We start from the raw sequence: 16,293 nt of genomic DNA on the forward strand, positions 1-16,293 counted from the left end.
CTCGCGCCCCCGCTCGCCCGGCGATCATGGAGTTGTGGTGGGCGATACAGGGCGTTCTGCACCTTGTGTCACCCACCACAACTGCATGATCGGCGCGGGCGGGAGGTGTGGGGTTAGTTGAAGAGGTTGTAGAGCTCGGCGGGGGCCTCGACGACCTGGTCCGCCGGGGGCTTCTGGGCGGCGGTGGCGCTGCCGTAGTCCGAGTACGTGATCTTGATGTCCTGCGCCTGGTTCTGGCCGGCGGCCGGGATCTGGACGACCATCTCGCTGAGCCGGCCCTGCGGGTCGAGCTTCGCGGTGAACGGCACCGACTTCGCCTGCGCCCCGAGGGCCGTGATCACCGTCGGGTCCACCGAACCCGCCTCCGCCGCCTTCGACACGTCGATCGTGCCGGCGTACGCGCCGTCGCCGGTCTGGCGTACCTCCGTGATGCCCTGCGTCAGCACCTCGCTGCCGGCGGGGTCGACCTTGTCGAAGTCGAAGCCGAGGTTGCGGTTGCCCTTGATCCGGGTCTGGTCCAGGTGCTGGTACTTGCCGAGGTTGAGCTTCTGCACCCCCGGCACGCTGTTGGCGGTCGTGCCGCCGAGTTCGACCTTCACCCAGCTGTCCGGCTTGTAGTGCACGAGGTCGAGCTTCATGAACAGGTCGTCGGTCGGCTTGCCGATCGTCACCCGCATCTCGGCGCTCTGGGTGGGCTCGTGCACCCGTCCCTCGGCCGTCGAGCCGACGCCGGACATGGTGAACCGGAAGTTGCCGTTGCTGATCTCACGGGTGGAGGCCAGCAGCGCCTGCTTGGCGTCACCGGACGCCGGGGCCGCGCTGCCGGAGGGCGCGGGCGTGCCGGACGCCGAGACGGTCGGGGAGGCGGACGAGCCCGCCGTCGGGGTCCCGGAGGAGTTGCAGGCCGCCAGGCCGGGAGTGAAGAGGGCGGCGGCCACCAGGCCGGCGCTCAGGCGTCGAACAGTCATACGTGTCTCCCACATGGGTCACCCGACGCACCTGGCGGCGGCCGGAAACCGGGCGACGCACCACGTCGGCTGCGCCGCGCGAACCCCCTGAGGCCGGCTGCCGGGGCGACCGGTCCGGGTCCGCCCCACTCCTGTTCCCTGTCGCCGCGTCGCACAATCACCGGGATGTCCGGTTGCCCCGGACGGGTGACCCCGGAACGCGGAAACGGGGCGGCCGGAGCCGCCCCGTTTCCGTGTGTCGCTGTTACTTCTTGAACATCTCGTACGTCTCGGGGGACGCCTCGACCACCTTGTCCGCCGGCGGCTTCTGCGCGGCGGCGGCGTTGCCGTAGTCCGCGTACGTGACCTTGATGTCGTGCGCCTTGGTCTCACCGGCGGCCGGCACCGAGATCACCAGCTCGGTGAGCCGGCCCTCCGCGTCCAGCTTGGCGGTGAAGGGCAGCGTCTTGGCCTGCGCGCCGAGGGCCTTGACCAGGTCGGCGTCCAGGGTGGCGGCGTCGCCCGCGGCGGACACGTCGAGCTTGCCGGTGTAGCTGCCCTCGGCGGTCTTCTGCACCTCGGTGATGCCCTTGGTCAGCTTCGCGCTGCCGGCCGGGTCGACTTCCTCCATGTAGCGGCTGAGCTCGCCGGCGCCCTTGACCTTGGACTGGTCGAGGTGCTGGTACTTGCCCTTCCACTTCTCCGCGCCCGGGATCATGGCGCCCAGTTCGCCGAGGTCGAGCATCACCCAGCTGTCCGGCTCGATGTAGATCAGCTCCATGCCCATCGACATGCCGCCGGACTCGTCGTCGAACTTCATGCTGAACTGGGCGCTGTTGCTGGGCTTGTGCACCAGGCCCTTGCCGCTCAGCCCGGCACCAGTGAGGGTGAAGGTGAAGTTGCCCTTCTCGATCTCCTTGGTGGAGGCGAGCAGCGCCTCCTTGGGGTCGGCGGGCACCGCCGACGCTGCCGAGCCCGCGGCGGTCGGCGCGGGATCGTCCGCCTTGCAGGCAGTCAGGCCGGGAACGAGCAGGGTGGCGGCGAGCACGCCGACGCTCCACCGTCGAATGTTCACAGTCAGTTGTCTCTCTTCACGCGAAACGGTAAGCACCTGGCGGACTTCAGCCGCCGGGCAGTGAGCCGGGGCAGCGTAGCCGATCCGACCGACACCCGGGGGGCAGCCGTGGAAGCGGGCTACCGGATCGCCGAGGCCAGGTGCCGCAGTTCGTTGTCCCGGGCGTCGCCGACCACGATCACGGTCCGGTTCGGTTCGAGCAGGACCAGGGCCTGTTCGTTGCCGCGGGCGGTGTACCGCTGCCAGGAACGCCCGCCCAGGTCCGTCTGGCCCTGCGGTTGCCCCTCGGCGGTCAGCTCGGTGGGCAGCAGCCGCTCCGGAGGCACGCTGCTCTGCACCAACTGGGCGGCCCGCCCCTCCGGGGTGAGGTAGCCGAGGCGGAGGCTCGACCCGCCTTCGACGGTCTGGAAGTTCGCGCTGACGGTGCGCCAGCCGTCGTCCAGCCCCGCCGGCTCGCTGACCGGGAAGGCGTTGGCGGCCCGCGCCGATTCGAGGGCGGGCGCCGGGTCGACGGTCGTCGGCTGGTCGCCGCCGAGGAACCCCCGGTAGAAGGCGAGCAGCAGGGCGATCGGGATCAGCAGCACGAGCAGCGAGATCGCCATGTCCTTCGGCGAGCGCTCCGACTTGCGGGTGTCGACCGCCGGCGGCGGCGCGGGCCGCTCGCCCGTCTCCGCCCCGCCGTCGGGCGGGGCCACCCCGGGGGCGCCGGCGGGTTCGACCAGCGCCGGCTCCCCTTCCGGTACGGCGGCGGCCCGGGTCGGGGCGACCGGCGGCTGGCCGTCCGGCGGCGTCGAGTCGGCGGGTACGCGTTCGGCAGGCTGTGCGGCTTCCACCCCACCATCTTCGCAGCCTCCCGACCGGCCGTATCCGGGCCATCACCGCCCCGACCCCGCGTCGGGTGAGCGATCGTGTGAGGATCAGCGACAAACCCGGCAGCGGCGACGCCGCACCCTGCCGCCCCGCAACGTCGCGAGGAGGAGCCGTCATGACGAACACCAGGACGCGGATCCCACAGGATCTCGACCGCAACCTCGCCCTCGACCTGGTCCGGGTCACCGAGGCCGCGGCGATGGCCGCCGGTCGTTGGGTCGGTCGGGGCGACAAGGAGGGCGGCGACGGAGCCGCCGTCGACGCGATGCGCAAGCTGATCAACTCGATCCCCATGCGGGGCGTCGTGGTGATCGGCGAGGGTGAGAAGGACAACGCCCCGATGCTCTTCAACGGCGAGCACGTCGGCGACGGCACCGGCCCGGAGGTGGACGTCGCCGTCGACCCGGTCGACGGCACCACGCTGATGAGCAAGGGCATGCCGAACGCGGTGGCGGTGCTCGCCGTCTCCGAGCGGGGCGCGATGTTCGATCCGAGCGCGGTCTTCTACATGGAGAAGCTCGCCGTCGGCCCGGCCTACGCCGACGTGGTGGACATCAACGCCGGGGTGGCCGAGAACCTCCGCCGGATCGCCAAGGTCAAGGGCACCGACGTCTCCGAGGTCACGGTCTGCGTGCTGGACCGCAGCCGCCACGACGACCTGGTCACGCAGATCCGCCGGGCCGGGGCGGGCATCCGGTTCATCTCCGACGGCGACATCGCCGGTTCCATCGCGGCGGCCCGGGGCGAGTCTGACGTCGACGTGCTGATGGGCATCGGCGGCACCCCGGAGGGCATCATCTCCGCCTGCGCGCTGAAGTGCATGGGCGGGGCGATGCAGGCCAAGCTCTGGCCGCGCGACGCCGAGGAGCGGGAGAAGGCGCTCGCCGCCGGGCACGACCTGGACCGGGTGCTCACGACCGACGACCTCGTCACCGGGGACAACTGCTTCTTCGTGGCCACCGGCGTCACCTCCGGCGACCTGCTGCGGGGGGTCCGCTACCGGGCCGGGGGCGCGTACACGCAGTCGATCGTCATGCGCTCGAAGAGCGGCACGATCCGGGTGATCGACTCGTACCACCGGCTGGAGAAGCTCGCGCTCTACTCGGCCGTCGACTTCGACGGCCGCCCGCTGGCCGAGCAGGAGTGAGCGTCGCCGGGACGCTGGCCACTCCAGCCACGTCGGCGGCCCGCCGGATCACCGGCGTGGGCCTCGCGACCGCCTCCGGGCTGGCCGTGGCCGTGCAGTCCCGGATCAACGGCGAGTTGGGCGTACGCCTGGCCGACGGGATCGCCGCCGCGGTCGTCTCGTTCGGGGTGGGCCTGCTGGTGCTGCTGGTGCTGGTCCCCGCCACCCCGGGTGGGCGGCGGGGGCTGGTCGCCCTGCGCGGCGCGCTCACCGACGGCACGTTGCGGCCGTGGCACTGCCTCGGCGGGGCGTGCGGCGCGCTCCTGGTCGCCGCCCAGGGGCTGACCATCGGCACCCTCGGCGTGGCGATCTTCACCGTCGCGGTGGTCGCCGGCCAGTCCGGCAGCAGCCTGGCCGTCGACCGGGCCGGGATCGGTCCGGGCGGTCGCCAGCCGGTCACCGGCCAGCGGCTGGCCGGCGCGGCGCTGACCGTGGTCGCGGTCCTACTGGCCGTCGGCGACCGGCTCGGCGACCCGGGCACCCTCGTGCTGGCCCTGCTGCCGCTGCTCGCCGGGGTGGCCATCGCCTGGCAGCAGGCGGTCAACGGCCGGGTACGGATGGCCGCCGGCAGCGCGCTGACCGCCACGCTCGTCAACTTCTCCGTCGGCACGGTGGCCCTGCTGGTCGCCTTCGCCGTCGACGTCGCGATCCGGGGCTGGCCGGCGGGCGGCGCGCCGGCCGAGCCGTGGCTCTATTTGGGCGGGCCGATCGGGATCGTGTTCATCGCGATCGCCGCGGCGATCGTCCGGTTCACCGGCGTGCTGCTGCTCGGCCTGGCCACCATCGCCGGGCAGATCGTCGGTGCCGTACTGCTGGACCTGCTGCTGCCCACGGCGGCCTCCCGCCCGGGGCCCGTCACCCTGCTCGGCGCGGCGCTGACCCTGGCCGCGGTCGGCGTCGCCGCCCTCGCGCCGACCGCGCCCCGGCCCTCGGTCCGCTGACCGTCGCCGACCGCGCCCGGCGGCCAGGGAACCGCCGGCCGGGCCCCGCACCACACCGGCGGCGGGATCAGCGGGGCGGCCAGGCGGGGCCCGCTGGCCAGGGCGGGTCGGCCCGGTGGGCGGGCGCCGTGACCAGCCGGGCCGCCCGCCAGCCCAGCAGCAGCCCCGGCGCGGTGGCCGCCACGGCGAGCAGCAGCGCGGTGTGGGTGTACGCGGGTCGCCCGTAGAGCCAGCCGACCAGCGGCAGCGCGGCCAGCGCCAGGGCCAGCGCGGCGGCCAGCAGCACCTCCAGCGTCCACCGCCCCGACTGCTCGGCCGGCGTCCGGACGGACAGCAGCAGCACACCGAGCAGGACCGTGAGCAGGGCGACGACACCCGCCTGCGCGAAGAGCAGCGCACCCGACCAGACCACGGCCAGCAGCGCCCAGGCGGCGACACCGAGCGCGGCCAGGCAGATCAGCCGCAGGCGGGCGGTGCCGGCCCGCAGCCCCGCCCGCACACCCGACACGGCGAGCACCGACCCGGCCAGCGTGAGCCCCAGGAACAGCGCCAGGAGCGGATCGTCGCGTCGGTCCCCGGGGGTGCTCCGGCCGAGTGCCGGTGGTCGCCCGTCGAACGCATATCCTCCGGCCTCCTCGGATCCGACGAAGCCGAGCCGCTCCCAGCTCCCGTCGGGCCGACGGACGGCGAAGCCGTCCCGGCCGTTGGCCACCAGCACGACGTGCCGGCCGTCGCCGGTGTCCCGCACCGTCAGCTCCTGCGCGGCGATCCGCTCCCCGCGCGGCCCCGGATCCGGGTACTGCCGGCGGAGCACGGCCCGCTGCGCCTCGGTCGCCCCCCAGGCCGGACGCCAGCTGCGACCCGCGTCGTCGCTCTGCTCCACGGCGAGCCGGCCGGGGACCATCCGGTAGCAGCGCGTCGGCGTGGCGGTCGAGCAGCCCCGGCTGACGGCGCCGGCGACCGGCCCCTTCGCACCGGTCAACGCTTCGACCTCGCCCCGCGTCGGGTCGCGCCACGTCGCCCCGGCGTCGTCACTCACCCGCCAGGCGGGACTGTCGTCGAAGACCTTGTCGGCGTAGCCGTGGCCGATGCCGGCCGCCAACCGTCCGTCGAGGACCGCCGCCCGGACGGCGTCGGGGTGGTGGACGGGGCTGGTGGCCGCCACCGCCAGCGTCGCCGCCGGCAGCAGCACCAGCAGCCGGACCAGCCGGGCGGAGCGCCGTCGCACCGGCTCCCGCCGCGCCCGGGACCAGCTCCACCACGCGACGGCCAGCGCCGGCAGGGCGAGCAGGTCGGTGCCGTCCGCCCGGACCAGCGACGGCCCGCTCACGGCGCTCCACGCCGCCGAGGCGACGCCGGCGGCGTACCCGCTGGACTTGACCGCGGTGAACCCGACGGCGACGAGCCCGAGCCCGAGCCCGGCGGCGGCGCGGGCCGGCAGCCGCGGCGCGAGCAGCGCGAGCAGCACCGCGACCAGCGGCGGCGCGAGGACCAGCCCGGCGACGTCGCTGAGCTTGCCGGTCACCGGGCCGGGGAAGGCCGCCTTGAGCAGGTGGTCGTTGGTCACCAGCAGGACGAGGGCGGCGACCGTCGCGGGGTGCCCCAGCCAGGCCAGGGTCGCGGGAGCGCCGTCGCGGCGCGGGGGCGGAGCGCTCATCGGCCCACGATCACAGTCGTTGATCTCGATCCGGCCACGGCCGGGGCAGCATCCGGTACCGGCGCGTCAGGTGCCGTCGGACGAGTGCCCGGGGAACAGGTGCGCGCTCGGGTCGATGGCCACCGCCGCGTTGTTGACCGCCGTGGCCGCCTCGCCGAAGCCGGTCGCGATCAGCCGCACCTTGCCCGGGTACTCCGTGATGTCGCCCGCCGCGAAGACCCGGGGCAGGTTCGTCGCCATCGCGCTGTCGACGACGATGTGCCGGCGGTCCAGCCGCAGCCCCCACTCGGCCAGCGGGCCGAGGTCGGCGGTGAAGCCGAGGGCGGCCACCACCGTGTCCACGGGCAGCAGCTCCGCCGCGCCGCCGCGTACGGTGATCTCGGCGCCGGTGACCGTGCCGTCGCCGTGCAGCCTCGTCACCTCGGCGTTGACGATCACGCGCACCGGCAGCCCCAGCACCCGGGCGACGGTGGCCGCGTGCGCCCGGAACTTCTCCCGCCGGTGCACCACCGTCACCGAGCGGGCCAGCGGCTCAAGCGTCGACGCCCAGTCGAAGGCGGAGTCGCCTCCACCGACGATCAGCACGTCCCGGTCGGCCAGCTCCGTCGGCTGCGGTACGAAGTAGACGATCCCGGCGCCGGCGAAGTGCTCCGCCACCGGCAGCGGGCGGGGCGTGAAGCTGCCCAGCCCACCGGTGACGATCACCGCCCCGCACCGCAGCTGCCCGCCCCCGGCGAGGCCGAGCACCGGCTGCCCGTCGGCGTACGAGAGCTTCTCGGCGCGGGTGCCGAGCAGGTAGCACGGGTCGAAGGGAGCCGCCTGGGCGACGAGGTTGGCCACCAGGTCCCGCCCCTTGACGGCCGGGAAGCCGGCGACGTCGTGGATCAACTTCTCCGGGTACATGGCGGTGATCTGGCCGCCGGGTTCGGGCAGCGCGTCGACGACCGCGACGGAGAGCCCTCGGAATCCGGCGTAGTAGGCCGCGAACAGCCCGGCGGGGCCGGCCCCGATCACCGCGACATCGACCTCGCGCATGTGCGTACCGTCGCTTTCCGCTCACGGATCAACGCGTGCTGATCCCGACGGTAGGGCCGGCGGCGCACCCGGGGCAAGCATGTCCCACCGGGCCGCGCGGCACCGGCGCGTCGGCGTTCAGGGCATGGTGAGCGTGGACTCCGAGCGGTGGGGGCCGCCCAGGTCTCCCCGGCGGCGCCGGAAGATGATCGCGGCGACCACCCCGCCGAGCAGCCCGAACAGGTGCCCCTGCCAGGAGATCCGCTCGTCCGTGGGGAGGATGCCGACCAGCTGCCAGCCGTAGAGCAGGCCGACGAGCAGGAAGACCGCGAAGTTCCACCAGCTCCGTTCGACGATGCCCCGGGTCAGCAGGATGCCCAGGTAGCCGAAGATGACCCCGCTCGCGCCGACCACCACGGAGGTCGACGAGCCGGTGAACCACACACCCAGCCCGCTGACCAGGATGATGACGAGCGTCGACCAGAGGAAGCGGCGGGCGCCGGCGGCGAGCACGAAGGTGCCGAGCAGGATCAGCGGGATGCTGTTGCTGTAGAGGTGGTCGAAGCCGTGGTGCAGGAACGGCGAGAAGAAGACCCCGTCGAGCCCGTCGATGCGCTTCGGGATGATTCCGGCCGTGGCGTCGAGGCCGACCGCGAGCCCCTGGTCGAGGGCCTCGATGAGGAAGAGGAACGGCACCACCGCGCACATGGCGACGAAGGCCCGGCCGAGCGCGGCGTAGAACGCCTCGGTGCCGAACCGGTGCGGGTCGCCGCTTCCCGGGTGCAGGGTCACCCGTCAAGAGCTATCAGGTGTCGGCCACAGCCGCCACTTCTGCGGCGATCCGTACCCGGAACGACGAGGGCGGGGTGTGTGGACGCCCACACACCCCGCCGTCGAAGGTCGATCAGTACCAGCCCACGTCCTGCGAGTGGGCCCAGGCCTTGCAGGGCGAACCGTAGCGGCCCTCGATGTAGCCGAGGCCCCACTTGATCTGGGTCGCCGGGTTGGTCTGCCAGTCGTCGGCGACCGAGCCCATCTTGCTGCCCGGCAGCGACTGCGGGATGCCGTACGCCCCCGACGAGGGGTTGCGGGCCTTGTGGTTCCAGCCGCTCTCCTTGTCCCAGAGCTTGTTCAGGCACGGGAACTGGTCCATCCCGAAGCCCGCCTTCACCATGAGCGCGCAGCCGACCTCGCGGTTGCCGCTGAACTCGGCGCAGGAGGCCGGGATCGGTCCGGTGTACGGCTTGCTCTCGGCGGCCTTCTCGGCCGCGGCCTTGGCGGCGGCCTCGCGGGCCTTCTTCCGCGACGCGGCGGCGGCCTCGGCCTCGCGGGCGCGCTTGGCGGCCTCCTTGGCAGCCGCGGCGGCGCGCAGCTTCGCCTGGTACTCGGCGGTCCGCTGCTTCGCGGACTGCACCTGCTGGGCGGCCTGCCGCTCGCGCTGGTACTCGAACTCGGCCTGCTCGACAGCGGCGCCGACCTGCGCGGTCAGGCCCTGCTGCTGGGTCTGTCGGTCTTCACCCAGGTAGACACCGCCGGCAACGCCCACGGAGAGCAGTGCGACAGCGGCCGTACGGGCGCCGAACCGGCTCCACAGCCGACTCACGAAGTGGTCCCTTCGTCGGGTGCAAGGACACGGCGCGGGGCGTCAACCCGGGTGGGTCGCGTCCGCGTCGCGAGCGCCCCGACCCGGTGCCGGTCGCAGCCGACGTACCCCGGTGAATGTTGGTGTGTCCTGTGACGAACGATCACCAACGATCTTCTCGGTACGTGGGCGCTCGTGGGACACCATCGCGCACGGTGAGGCTGATGGGAAACGAAGAGCGCCGATTGTGATCTGCGCCACAAAGAGAATGCGGACAAACCCCTACATAACGTCCGTCATTGCGGGATGTCCTCCAGAAGATCCGTCACCATCGCGGCGATCGGCGAACGCTCCGAACGGCTGAGGGTGACGTGGGCGAAGAGCGGATGGCCCTTGAGCGCCTCGATCACGGCGGTCACTCCGTCGTGCCGGCCGACGCGGAGATTGTCCCGCTGGGCGACGTCGTGGGTGAGCACCACCCGGGAGCCCTGGCCGATCCGGGAGAGCACCGTCAGCAGCACGCCGCGCTCCAGCGACTGCGCCTCGTCCACGATCACGAAGGCGTCGTGCAGGCTGCGGCCCCGGATGTGCGTCAGCGGCAGCACCTCCAGCAACCCCCGCGAGGTGACCTCCTCCAGCACGTTCTCGTGCACCACCGCGCCGAGGGTGTCGAAGACCGCCTGCGCCCAGGGCGACATCTTCTCCGACTCCGAGCCGGGCAGATAGCCCAGCTCCTGGCCGCCGACGGCGTAGAGCGGGCGGAAGACGACGACCTTCTTGTGCCGGCGGCGCTCCATCACCGCCTCCAGCCCGGCGCAGAGAGCCAGCGCCGACTTGCCGGTGCCGGCCCGCCCGCCCAGCGAGACGATCCCCACCGACTCGTCCAGCAACAGGTCGAGCGCGATCCGCTGCTCGGCCGAGCGGCCGTGCAGCCCGAACGCCTCCCGGTCGCCACGGACCAGCCGTACGGTCTTGTCGGGCAGCACCCGGCCGAGCGCGGAGCCCCGGCCCGAGTGCAGCACCAGGCCGGTGTGGCAGGGCAGCCCGGCGGCGGCGTCCAGGTCCAGCGCCTCGCCGGCGTAGAGCCGGCCGATCTGCTCCTCGGCGAGTTCCAGCTCGGCCATCCCGGTCCAGGTGGGGTCGCTGGCCTGGCCGTGCCGGTACTCGTCCGCCCGCAGGCCCACCGAGGCGGCCTTGACCCGCAGCGGCATGTCCTTGCTGACCAGGGTGACCTCCCGCCCCTCGGCGGCGAGGTTCAGCGCGACGGAGAGGATCCGGGTGTCGTTGGAGTCGGTGCGGAACCCCGGCGGCAGCACGCCGTCGTCGGAGTGGTTGAGCTCCACCCGCAGCGTGCCGCCGGAGTCGTTGGCGGGCACCGGGCGGTCCAGCCGCCCGTGCCGGACCCGCAGCTCGTCCAGCATGCGCAGGGACTGCCGGGCGAACCAGCCCAGCTCCGGGTGGTGCCGCTTGCCCTCCAACTCCGAGATGACCACGAGGGGCAGGACCACCTCGTGCTCGGCGAATCGGTGGAAGGCCGCCGGGTCGGACAGGAGCACCGAGGTGTCCAGGACGAACGCCTGGCCCGCTGGTCGGGGCTCCTCGGTGTCCACCGGGGCGGCGGACGCGCCGCGGCGGCTCCGGGTGGCGCGGCGGGTCGTGGCAGTCGCGGCCGGGGTCTGGTCGGTCCCGGCGGGCGTACGGCGAGTCGTCACAGGCCTGCTCCGACGGATGGGCACCCGCCACCCGCGTTCCGCCTCCTCCGGTGCCCGGGGACACGGGGTCGGATGCGGAACCCCGTGCGCGAGGTCGCAGATCCGGGCGGACCGGCTGGCCCGGGAGAACCCCGTGCCATGCCTAGACGCTAGCCGCGTCGGACCCCGTCGGCTAGAGGTCGGCGGTGGATCTCCGGGGACCGGCGGGTGAACTCGGCCGGCGGCGGATCCGGCCGGGATGCATGCCCCCTGCGCGCACCCCGGCCGGCGGGAACCACCGTCACCGGTCTGACGTGGTCCCTACGGTGCGTGTCCGCCGCGGACGACGCACCGTGTCCTGGTTCCGGTCGACGGGGCCTCGGGCTCCCCGTCGACCGGGGTTCAACCGGTCCGCCGGACCAGGGTGCCGGTCGGGTGCCGCCCGGCGACCGGGGCGACCGGCGTCGAGAACGACGAGCCGGTGTACGTGGTGCCGGGCCGCACCACCGTGCCGGTGACCCGGGCGGTGGCGGGCGACGGGCCGGCCAGGGCGGACGCGATGGCGGCCTGGGCGTCGCGGCGACGTCGGTTCCAGGCCCCCCGGTCGCCGTCGAAGTAGCCCTGCCGGTAGCCGAACCGGTAGCCGATGCGGTAGCTGAGCTGGCCGTGCAGCCGCCCGGCCGCGTAGCTCGTGGCGCCGAGGACGAGGACGAGGAAGACGGCGAGGAAGGGGCTCATCCGGCGGCTCCGGTGCGCCGCGGGTCCCGCTTCATCGCTCCTCCGGCTCGGTCGGCGTGGGCTCGGCGACCAGGAGCCGGTCCAGGTCGTCGGTGCTGACCTCCTCGACCAGCTCGACGCTGATCCGGCAGCCGTCCAGGACGACCTCGGCCACCGAGGAGCGGCGGATCTCCCCGCCGGCGTCGTACACGCGGACGCTGACCTCGGGGCAGCCGAGGTGGGTACGCCAGGCGTCCCACTCGGTGCGGTCGCCGACGCTGAGTGACAGGTAACGGCAGCCCCGGGCGAGATAGAGCCGCCATGGCGCGCTCAGGCCCGTGGCCACCCCCTCCGCGATCAGGCCGAAGGCCTGGGCACGGGTGGCTAGCTCGGTCACCACACCCCCCTCGCGCCGGGGGCGTGACGCATGTGAGCACTGATCGTCTCATGCACGTGACACACCGTAGATTGTCTCATGGGCGTGACAGTATCAGCTTTTCGTCCGTTTACGGCGGCCTCTACGGGCATCTATTCTGCCCAGGTGACACCCCTCAGAAGCGGTGCCGGATCGTTTACCGGCATCCCGAAGAACACGTCACGTCCGCGTGACAACAGCGTGCCAGGACACGCACCGGTGGCCGGATGGTCGTACCGTCACCGGGTGACCGAGACGGCCAACGCACGGAAGATCGCCTTCGCCACCTTCGTCCGGAGGGCGCTCGACGAGGCCCGGGCCACCCGGGCGTGGAGCGGCACCGAGGTGTCCCGTCGCACCGGCGTCTCCCGGCAGACCATCAACCGCTGGGTCCGGGGCGACTGGGCGAGCGACCCGGAGGCCGAACGCGTGGTGGCGTTCTGCGAGGGCCTCGGCCTCAGCCCGGCGACCGCCTTCGCCGCGCTGGGCTGGGAACGCGCGACCGCCCCGCGCAGCACCCCGGCCACGCCGCCGATGGACCCGGACGTGGAGGCGCTGCTGCGGCGGCTCGTGGACCCCGACGTCTCCGACGCGGAGAAGTTCCACATCCGGGAAACCATCAGATATCTCGCGTATCGCCCCACCCTCCCGGTCCATGTCCGAAAACGAGGTAAACAGGCCGGCTAGTTCCTCAGATGGCGAAAGAACGGCAGGTCAGACTCATTCGTTTCGCTCCGGGGCCGGAACGGGCGCGCTAGCGTCCGTACTCGTACTGCTTGGGCTCGTCGTCGGCGGGGGGACGGGACAAGGCCGAACCCAGCCCTGCGGGACAGAAGGAGGGGTCTGTCCATGACCCTGAAGTGGATGGCAGTCGTGATCGCCACCGTGTCGCTGACACTGGGCGTGACCGGAAACGTGGTGACCCTGGCGGTCAACGGCGGGCAGCTTCCCCTGCTCGTCAACCTCGTCGCGCTCACCTGCGCCGGCACCGCGGTGATCCTGGCCGTGGTCGCCGAGCTGCACGACCGGCTCGACAACAAGGTCAGCGCCCTGACCGAATTCCTGGTCAACAAGCTGCAGGAGATCGAGGACCGCACCGGCGACCGCAACAGCGGGTTCGTCGAGGGTTACCTGCTCAACCACGGCCAGGAGGCCGCCGTCGTGCCGTTCGGCCGGCGGGGACGGGGAGCCGCCGAACGCTGACCGTCGGGCCCGTCGCACCTCGACCGCGCGCCCCCCGAGGCGCCGGTCGGAGGCCACCTCTCGGCCGGGGATTGAGCCGCCCCGCCCGGGGTACGCTGTCGCGCGTGCCGCCGTTGAATCTGGGCAACCAGCAGCCGAGGAACCCGTTGGACGCCGACCAGGCCTGGCGGAAGACCGCCGGGAGGGCGGCCGGGACCGTGCTCTTCTTCGACTTCGACGGCACCCTGGCGCCGGTCGACGACGATCCCACCGCCGTGCGTCCCGCCCCGAAGGTGCTGGCGGCGATCGAGGCGCTCGCCCCGGTCGTACGCCGGATCGCGATCGTCTCCGCGCGTCCGGTCGACTTCCTCCGCGACCACCTCGGTGGGCTCACCGGCGTCGACCTGTACGGCCTCTACGGCCTGGAGCACAGCCACTCCGGCGGCGAGACCGTGACGGAGCCGGCGGCCCTGCCCTGGGTGCCCACCATGGCCGAGCTGGCCGACCTGGCCCGGGCCGAGCTGCCCGAGGGCGCGCTGGTGGAATACAAGCGGCTCTCCGTGGCGCTGCACTGGCGCACCGCGCCGCAGCTCGGCGCGGCCGTGGAGCGGTGGGGCCAGGCCCAGGCCGAGCGGCTCGGGCTCAAGGTCCAGGCCGGGCGGATGGTGCTGGAGCTCAAGCCCCCGGTCGACCGCGACAAGGGCATGGTGATCGACGAGATCGTCCGGGACGCCGAGGGTGCGTGGTACTTCGGCGACGATGTCTCCGACATCAAGGCGTTCGCCGCGCTGCGGGCCCGGGCCGCCGCCGATCCGGACTTCTTCGGCGTCTGCGTCGCCGTCGCCAACCCGGAGACGGGCCACGAGGTCGCGGAGGCCGCCGACCTGACCCTGGACTCCCCCGCCGCCCTCGGCACGTTCCTCACCGACGCCACCCGACACCTCACCTGACGCCCTCGGGGCCGGCCGGGCGACGCGCTCCCCTCGGCCGGGCCGGAGACGCGCTCGATGGCCGGCTGGGCCGGGGAAACTCGCGGCCGGCCGGGGACGCGCTCTGCGTCAACCGTGCCGGAGACGCGCTCTGCGCCGGTTGGGCCGGCGAGGTGCTCCGGGTCGGTCAGGCGCCGTAGCGGCGCTGGCGGTTGGCGTACGAGCGCAGGGCGCGCAGGAAGTCGATGTGCCGGAAGTCCGGCCAGTTGAGCTCGCAGAAGTAGAACTCCGAGTGCGCCGACTGCCACAGCATGAAGCCGGAGAGGCGCTGCTCGCCGCTGGTGCGGATGACCAGGTCGGGGTCGGGCTGGCCCCGGGTGTAGAGGTGCTCGGCGATGTGCTCGACGTCCAGCACCTCGGCCAGTTCCTCGAGGGTGCCGCCGTTGGCGGCGTACTCCAGCAGCAGCGACCGCACCGCGTCGGTGATCTCCCGCCGGCCGCCGTAGCCGACCGCGATGTTGACCTCGGTCCCGCCGCTGCGGTCCCGGGTGCGTTCCTCGGCGGCCTTCAGCGCGGCGGCGGTCGAGGCCGGGAGCAGGTCGAGCGCGCCGACCATGCGCAGCCGCCAGGGATTGCCCTCCTCGGCCAGCTCGACCACCAGGTCCTCGATGATCTGGAGCAGCGGGTCGAGCTCCTTGGCCGGTCGGCGCAGGTTGTCGGTGGCCAGGAGGTAGAGCGTCACGTGCTCGATGCCGGCCTGGTTGCACCAGCCCAGCATGTGCTTGATCTTGACGGCGCCCATCCGGTGACCGTCGTTCGGGTCGACGTAGCCCATCTCCCGGGCCCACCTGCGGTTGCCGTCGCACATCACGCCGACGTGCCGGGGCACCGGCTTGCCCGCGAGCTTCGCCGTGAGGCGACGCTCGTACACGGAATAGATCAGGTCCCGCAGAGTCATCACCTTGCAGCGTAGCGACCTGCGCGCCGAATCACCGCCTCGGAGTCCGCTCCCACGCCGGCAGACCGATGCCGATCATGCCCAGCGTGCGGGCGTCGAGCCGCCCGTCGCCCAGCCCCAGCTCCACCACCGTCCGGTAGACGCGGTCGTCCCGACCCGCCGCGCGGACCGCCGCGTCGACCACCCGCCGGCGCCGGGCCAGCCACGCCGCGAGCGAGCTGTGCCGCAGGTGGGTGCCGAGGCGGCGGCGCAGCGTCGCCGCGTACCGCCGGGCGGCCTGCTCGGGCGAGCCCGCCGCCGCCGCGCCGGCGAGCGCGCCGGAGAGCAGCGCGTAGAAGATGCCCTCGCCGGTGAACGGGTTGATCAGGGAGAGCGCGTCGCCGGCGAGCAGCAACCGGCCGCGCCCGGGGGCGGGACGGTGCGTCGACAGCGGCAGGTGGTGGGCCCGCAGGTCGGTGACCGTGGCCGGGTCCGTGCCGGGCAGCAGCGCGCCGAGCCGGTCGACCAGGTGCGCCCGGGTCAGCGGCTCGCCCCGCAGCACCTCCCCGTACCCGACGTTCGCCCGGCCGTCCCCGATCGGAAACGACCAGGCGTACGCCGGCCAGCGCGGCGCCGAGGTGACGATGAGCTGTTCGGGCGGGCCGGGCAGCGCCGGGGCGTACCCCCGGATGGCGAGCGCCAGGTGCCGGTCGGGGTTCGGCCGGTGCCCGAGCGTCCGCCGGAGGACGGACCCGGCGCCGTCCGCCCCGACCACCGCCCGCGCCGCCAGCACGCCGTCGAGCACCACCCGGTCGGCCCGCACCTCGACGTGCCGCACCGCGTGCCGGCGCAGCCGCGCGCCGGCACCGACCGCCGCCGCCACCAGCCGCGCGTCGAAGACCCTGCGGGGCACGGTGTACGCCGGCCGGGGCAGCGCCCGGGCCACGGCGCCGCCGCCCGGCCCGACCAGCCGCAGCGCCGGCAGTGGCGCGTACCCGGTCACCGCGTCGGGCACCCCCAGCTCGTCGAGCACGTCCAGCGCGTGCGCGGCGATGCCGTCCCCGCACGCCTTGTCGCGGGGAAAGTCGGACCGGTCCAGCAGCAGTACGCTCGCCCCCGCCGGCCGGAGGTCAGCGGTTGGCTGCTCACC

Annotated in this window: 17 protein-coding genes; 5 read left to right on the forward strand and 12 right to left on the reverse strand. The window is 73.4% G+C overall.

All coding sequences use genetic code 11. The features are described 5' to 3' along the window. Positions 1-113: 113 nt before the first annotated feature. The 3 genes from F6X68_RS20310 to F6X68_RS20320 form a co-directional block, all read right to left on the reverse strand. Positions 114-968 carry a hypothetical protein gene (locus tag F6X68_RS20310; protein ID WP_151455777.1) on the reverse strand — a complete coding sequence of 285 codons (855 nt, stop codon included), beginning with the start codon at positions 966-968 and terminating at the stop codon, positions 114-116. 244 nt (positions 969-1,212) lie between these two features. Beyond that, positions 1,213-2,022 carry a hypothetical protein gene (locus F6X68_RS20315; RefSeq protein ID WP_225852319.1) on the reverse strand — a complete coding sequence of 270 codons (810 nt, stop codon included), beginning with the start codon at positions 2,020-2,022 and terminating at the stop codon, positions 1,213-1,215. Between the two features lie 119 nt (positions 2,023-2,141). Next, the gene (locus F6X68_RS20320) at positions 2,142-2,855 is read right to left on the reverse strand and encodes a DUF4245 domain-containing protein (RefSeq protein ID WP_151455778.1); all 714 of its coding nucleotides are present in this window, start codon (positions 2,853-2,855) and stop codon (positions 2,142-2,144) included. Positions 2,856-3,007: 152 nt separating this feature from the next. On the opposite strand from F6X68_RS20320, the gene glpX reads away from it, so the two are divergent. Both glpX and F6X68_RS20330 read left to right on the forward strand, forming a co-directional pair. Continuing rightward, positions 3,008-4,039, forward strand: coding sequence for a class II fructose-bisphosphatase (glpX, locus tag F6X68_RS20325; protein ID WP_151455779.1), 1,032 nt, complete (start codon positions 3,008-3,010; stop codon positions 4,037-4,039). Beyond that, the gene (locus F6X68_RS20330; protein WP_370518966.1) at positions 4,036-5,019 is read left to right on the forward strand and encodes a DMT family transporter; all 984 of its coding nucleotides are present in this window, start codon (positions 4,036-4,038) and stop codon (positions 5,017-5,019) included. Before glpX ends, F6X68_RS20330 begins: the two co-directional genes overlap by 4 nt. A gap of 67 nt (positions 5,020-5,086) precedes the next feature. Here F6X68_RS20330 and F6X68_RS20335 read toward each other — a convergent pair whose 3' ends face one another. The 7 genes from F6X68_RS20335 to F6X68_RS20365 form a co-directional block, all read right to left on the reverse strand. Beyond that, positions 5,087-6,676, reverse strand: a complete 1,590-nt coding sequence (locus tag F6X68_RS20335; protein ID WP_151455780.1) for a hypothetical protein — start codon at positions 6,674-6,676, stop codon at positions 5,087-5,089. Between the two features lie 66 nt (positions 6,677-6,742). Then, a complete protein-coding gene (locus F6X68_RS20340; protein WP_151455781.1) occupies positions 6,743-7,711 on the reverse strand; it encodes an NAD(P)/FAD-dependent oxidoreductase in 969 nt (322 codons plus the stop codon). A 117-nt stretch (positions 7,712-7,828) separates the two neighbouring features. Continuing rightward, positions 7,829-8,482 carry a rhomboid family intramembrane serine protease gene (locus F6X68_RS20345; RefSeq protein ID WP_151455782.1) on the reverse strand — a complete coding sequence of 218 codons (654 nt, stop codon included), beginning with the start codon at positions 8,480-8,482 and terminating at the stop codon, positions 7,829-7,831. A gap of 112 nt (positions 8,483-8,594) precedes the next feature. Then, positions 8,595-9,293 carry a lytic transglycosylase domain-containing protein gene (locus tag F6X68_RS20350; RefSeq protein WP_132233366.1) on the reverse strand — a complete coding sequence of 233 codons (699 nt, stop codon included), beginning with the start codon at positions 9,291-9,293 and terminating at the stop codon, positions 8,595-8,597. 275 nt (positions 9,294-9,568) lie between these two features. Beyond that, positions 9,569-10,984, reverse strand: coding sequence for a PhoH family protein (locus F6X68_RS20355; protein WP_132233364.1), 1,416 nt, complete (start codon positions 10,982-10,984; stop codon positions 9,569-9,571). A gap of 381 nt (positions 10,985-11,365) precedes the next feature. After that, on the reverse strand, positions 11,366-11,701 hold the full coding sequence (locus F6X68_RS20360; protein WP_151455783.1) for a hypothetical protein: 336 nt from the start codon (positions 11,699-11,701) through the stop codon (positions 11,366-11,368). Positions 11,702-11,732: 31 nt separating this feature from the next. Beyond that, the gene (locus F6X68_RS20365) at positions 11,733-12,077 is read right to left on the reverse strand and encodes a hypothetical protein (RefSeq protein WP_089003683.1); all 345 of its coding nucleotides are present in this window, start codon (positions 12,075-12,077) and stop codon (positions 11,733-11,735) included. Between the two features lie 264 nt (positions 12,078-12,341). On the opposite strand from F6X68_RS20365, the gene F6X68_RS20370 reads away from it, so the two are divergent. From F6X68_RS20370 to otsB, 3 genes are all read left to right on the forward strand, one after another. Then, complete coding sequence (locus F6X68_RS20370; RefSeq protein ID WP_151455784.1) at positions 12,342-12,782, forward strand: XRE family transcriptional regulator; 441 nt, start codon at positions 12,342-12,344, stop codon at positions 12,780-12,782. A 162-nt stretch (positions 12,783-12,944) separates the two neighbouring features. Next, entirely contained in the window at positions 12,945-13,298 is a 354-nt protein-coding gene (locus F6X68_RS20375; protein WP_151455785.1) for a hypothetical protein, read from the forward strand. A gap of 104 nt (positions 13,299-13,402) precedes the next feature. Continuing rightward, positions 13,403-14,227 carry a trehalose-phosphatase gene (gene otsB, locus F6X68_RS20380; protein WP_151455786.1) on the forward strand — a complete coding sequence of 275 codons (825 nt, stop codon included), beginning with the start codon at positions 13,403-13,405 and terminating at the stop codon, positions 14,225-14,227. Positions 14,228-14,393: 166 nt separating this feature from the next. Here otsB and F6X68_RS20385 read toward each other — a convergent pair whose 3' ends face one another. Then, complete coding sequence (locus F6X68_RS20385) at positions 14,394-15,164, reverse strand: isoprenyl transferase (protein WP_132233354.1); 771 nt, start codon at positions 15,162-15,164, stop codon at positions 14,394-14,396. Between the two features lie 31 nt (positions 15,165-15,195). Then, on the reverse strand, positions 15,196-16,293 hold a 1,098-nt coding region (locus tag F6X68_RS20390), incomplete at its 5' end, for an FAD-dependent monooxygenase (RefSeq protein ID WP_151455787.1).

The organism is Micromonospora sp. AMSO12t, from assembly GCF_008806585.1.
In the GTDB taxonomy this organism is placed as follows: Bacteria; Actinomycetota; Actinomycetes; order Mycobacteriales; family Micromonosporaceae; genus Micromonospora; species Micromonospora reichwaldensis.

Bases quoted from the DNA above. Each gene is read 5' to 3' on its own strand.
- F6X68_RS20360 (WP_151455783.1), bottom strand. From the start codon at position 11,701: ATGAGCCCCTTCCTCGCCGTCTTCCTCGTCCTCGTCCTCGGCGCCACG.
- F6X68_RS20335 (WP_151455780.1), bottom strand. From the start codon at position 6,676: ATGAGCGCTCCGCCCCCGCGCCGCGACGGCGCTCCCGCGACCCTGGCC.
- F6X68_RS20310 (WP_151455777.1), bottom strand. From the start codon at position 968: ATGACTGTTCGACGCCTGAGCGCCGGCCTGGTGGCCGCCGCCCTCTTC.
- F6X68_RS20385 (WP_132233354.1), bottom strand. From the start codon at position 15,164: ATGACTCTGCGGGACCTGATCTATTCCGTGTACGAGCGTCGCCTCACG.
- F6X68_RS20375 (WP_151455785.1), top strand. From the start codon at position 12,945: ATGACCCTGAAGTGGATGGCAGTCGTGATCGCCACCGTGTCGCTGACA.
- F6X68_RS20340 (WP_151455781.1), bottom strand. From the start codon at position 7,711: ATGCGCGAGGTCGATGTCGCGGTGATCGGGGCCGGCCCCGCCGGGCTG.
- glpX (WP_151455779.1), top strand. From the start codon at position 3,008: ATGACGAACACCAGGACGCGGATCCCACAGGATCTCGACCGCAACCTC.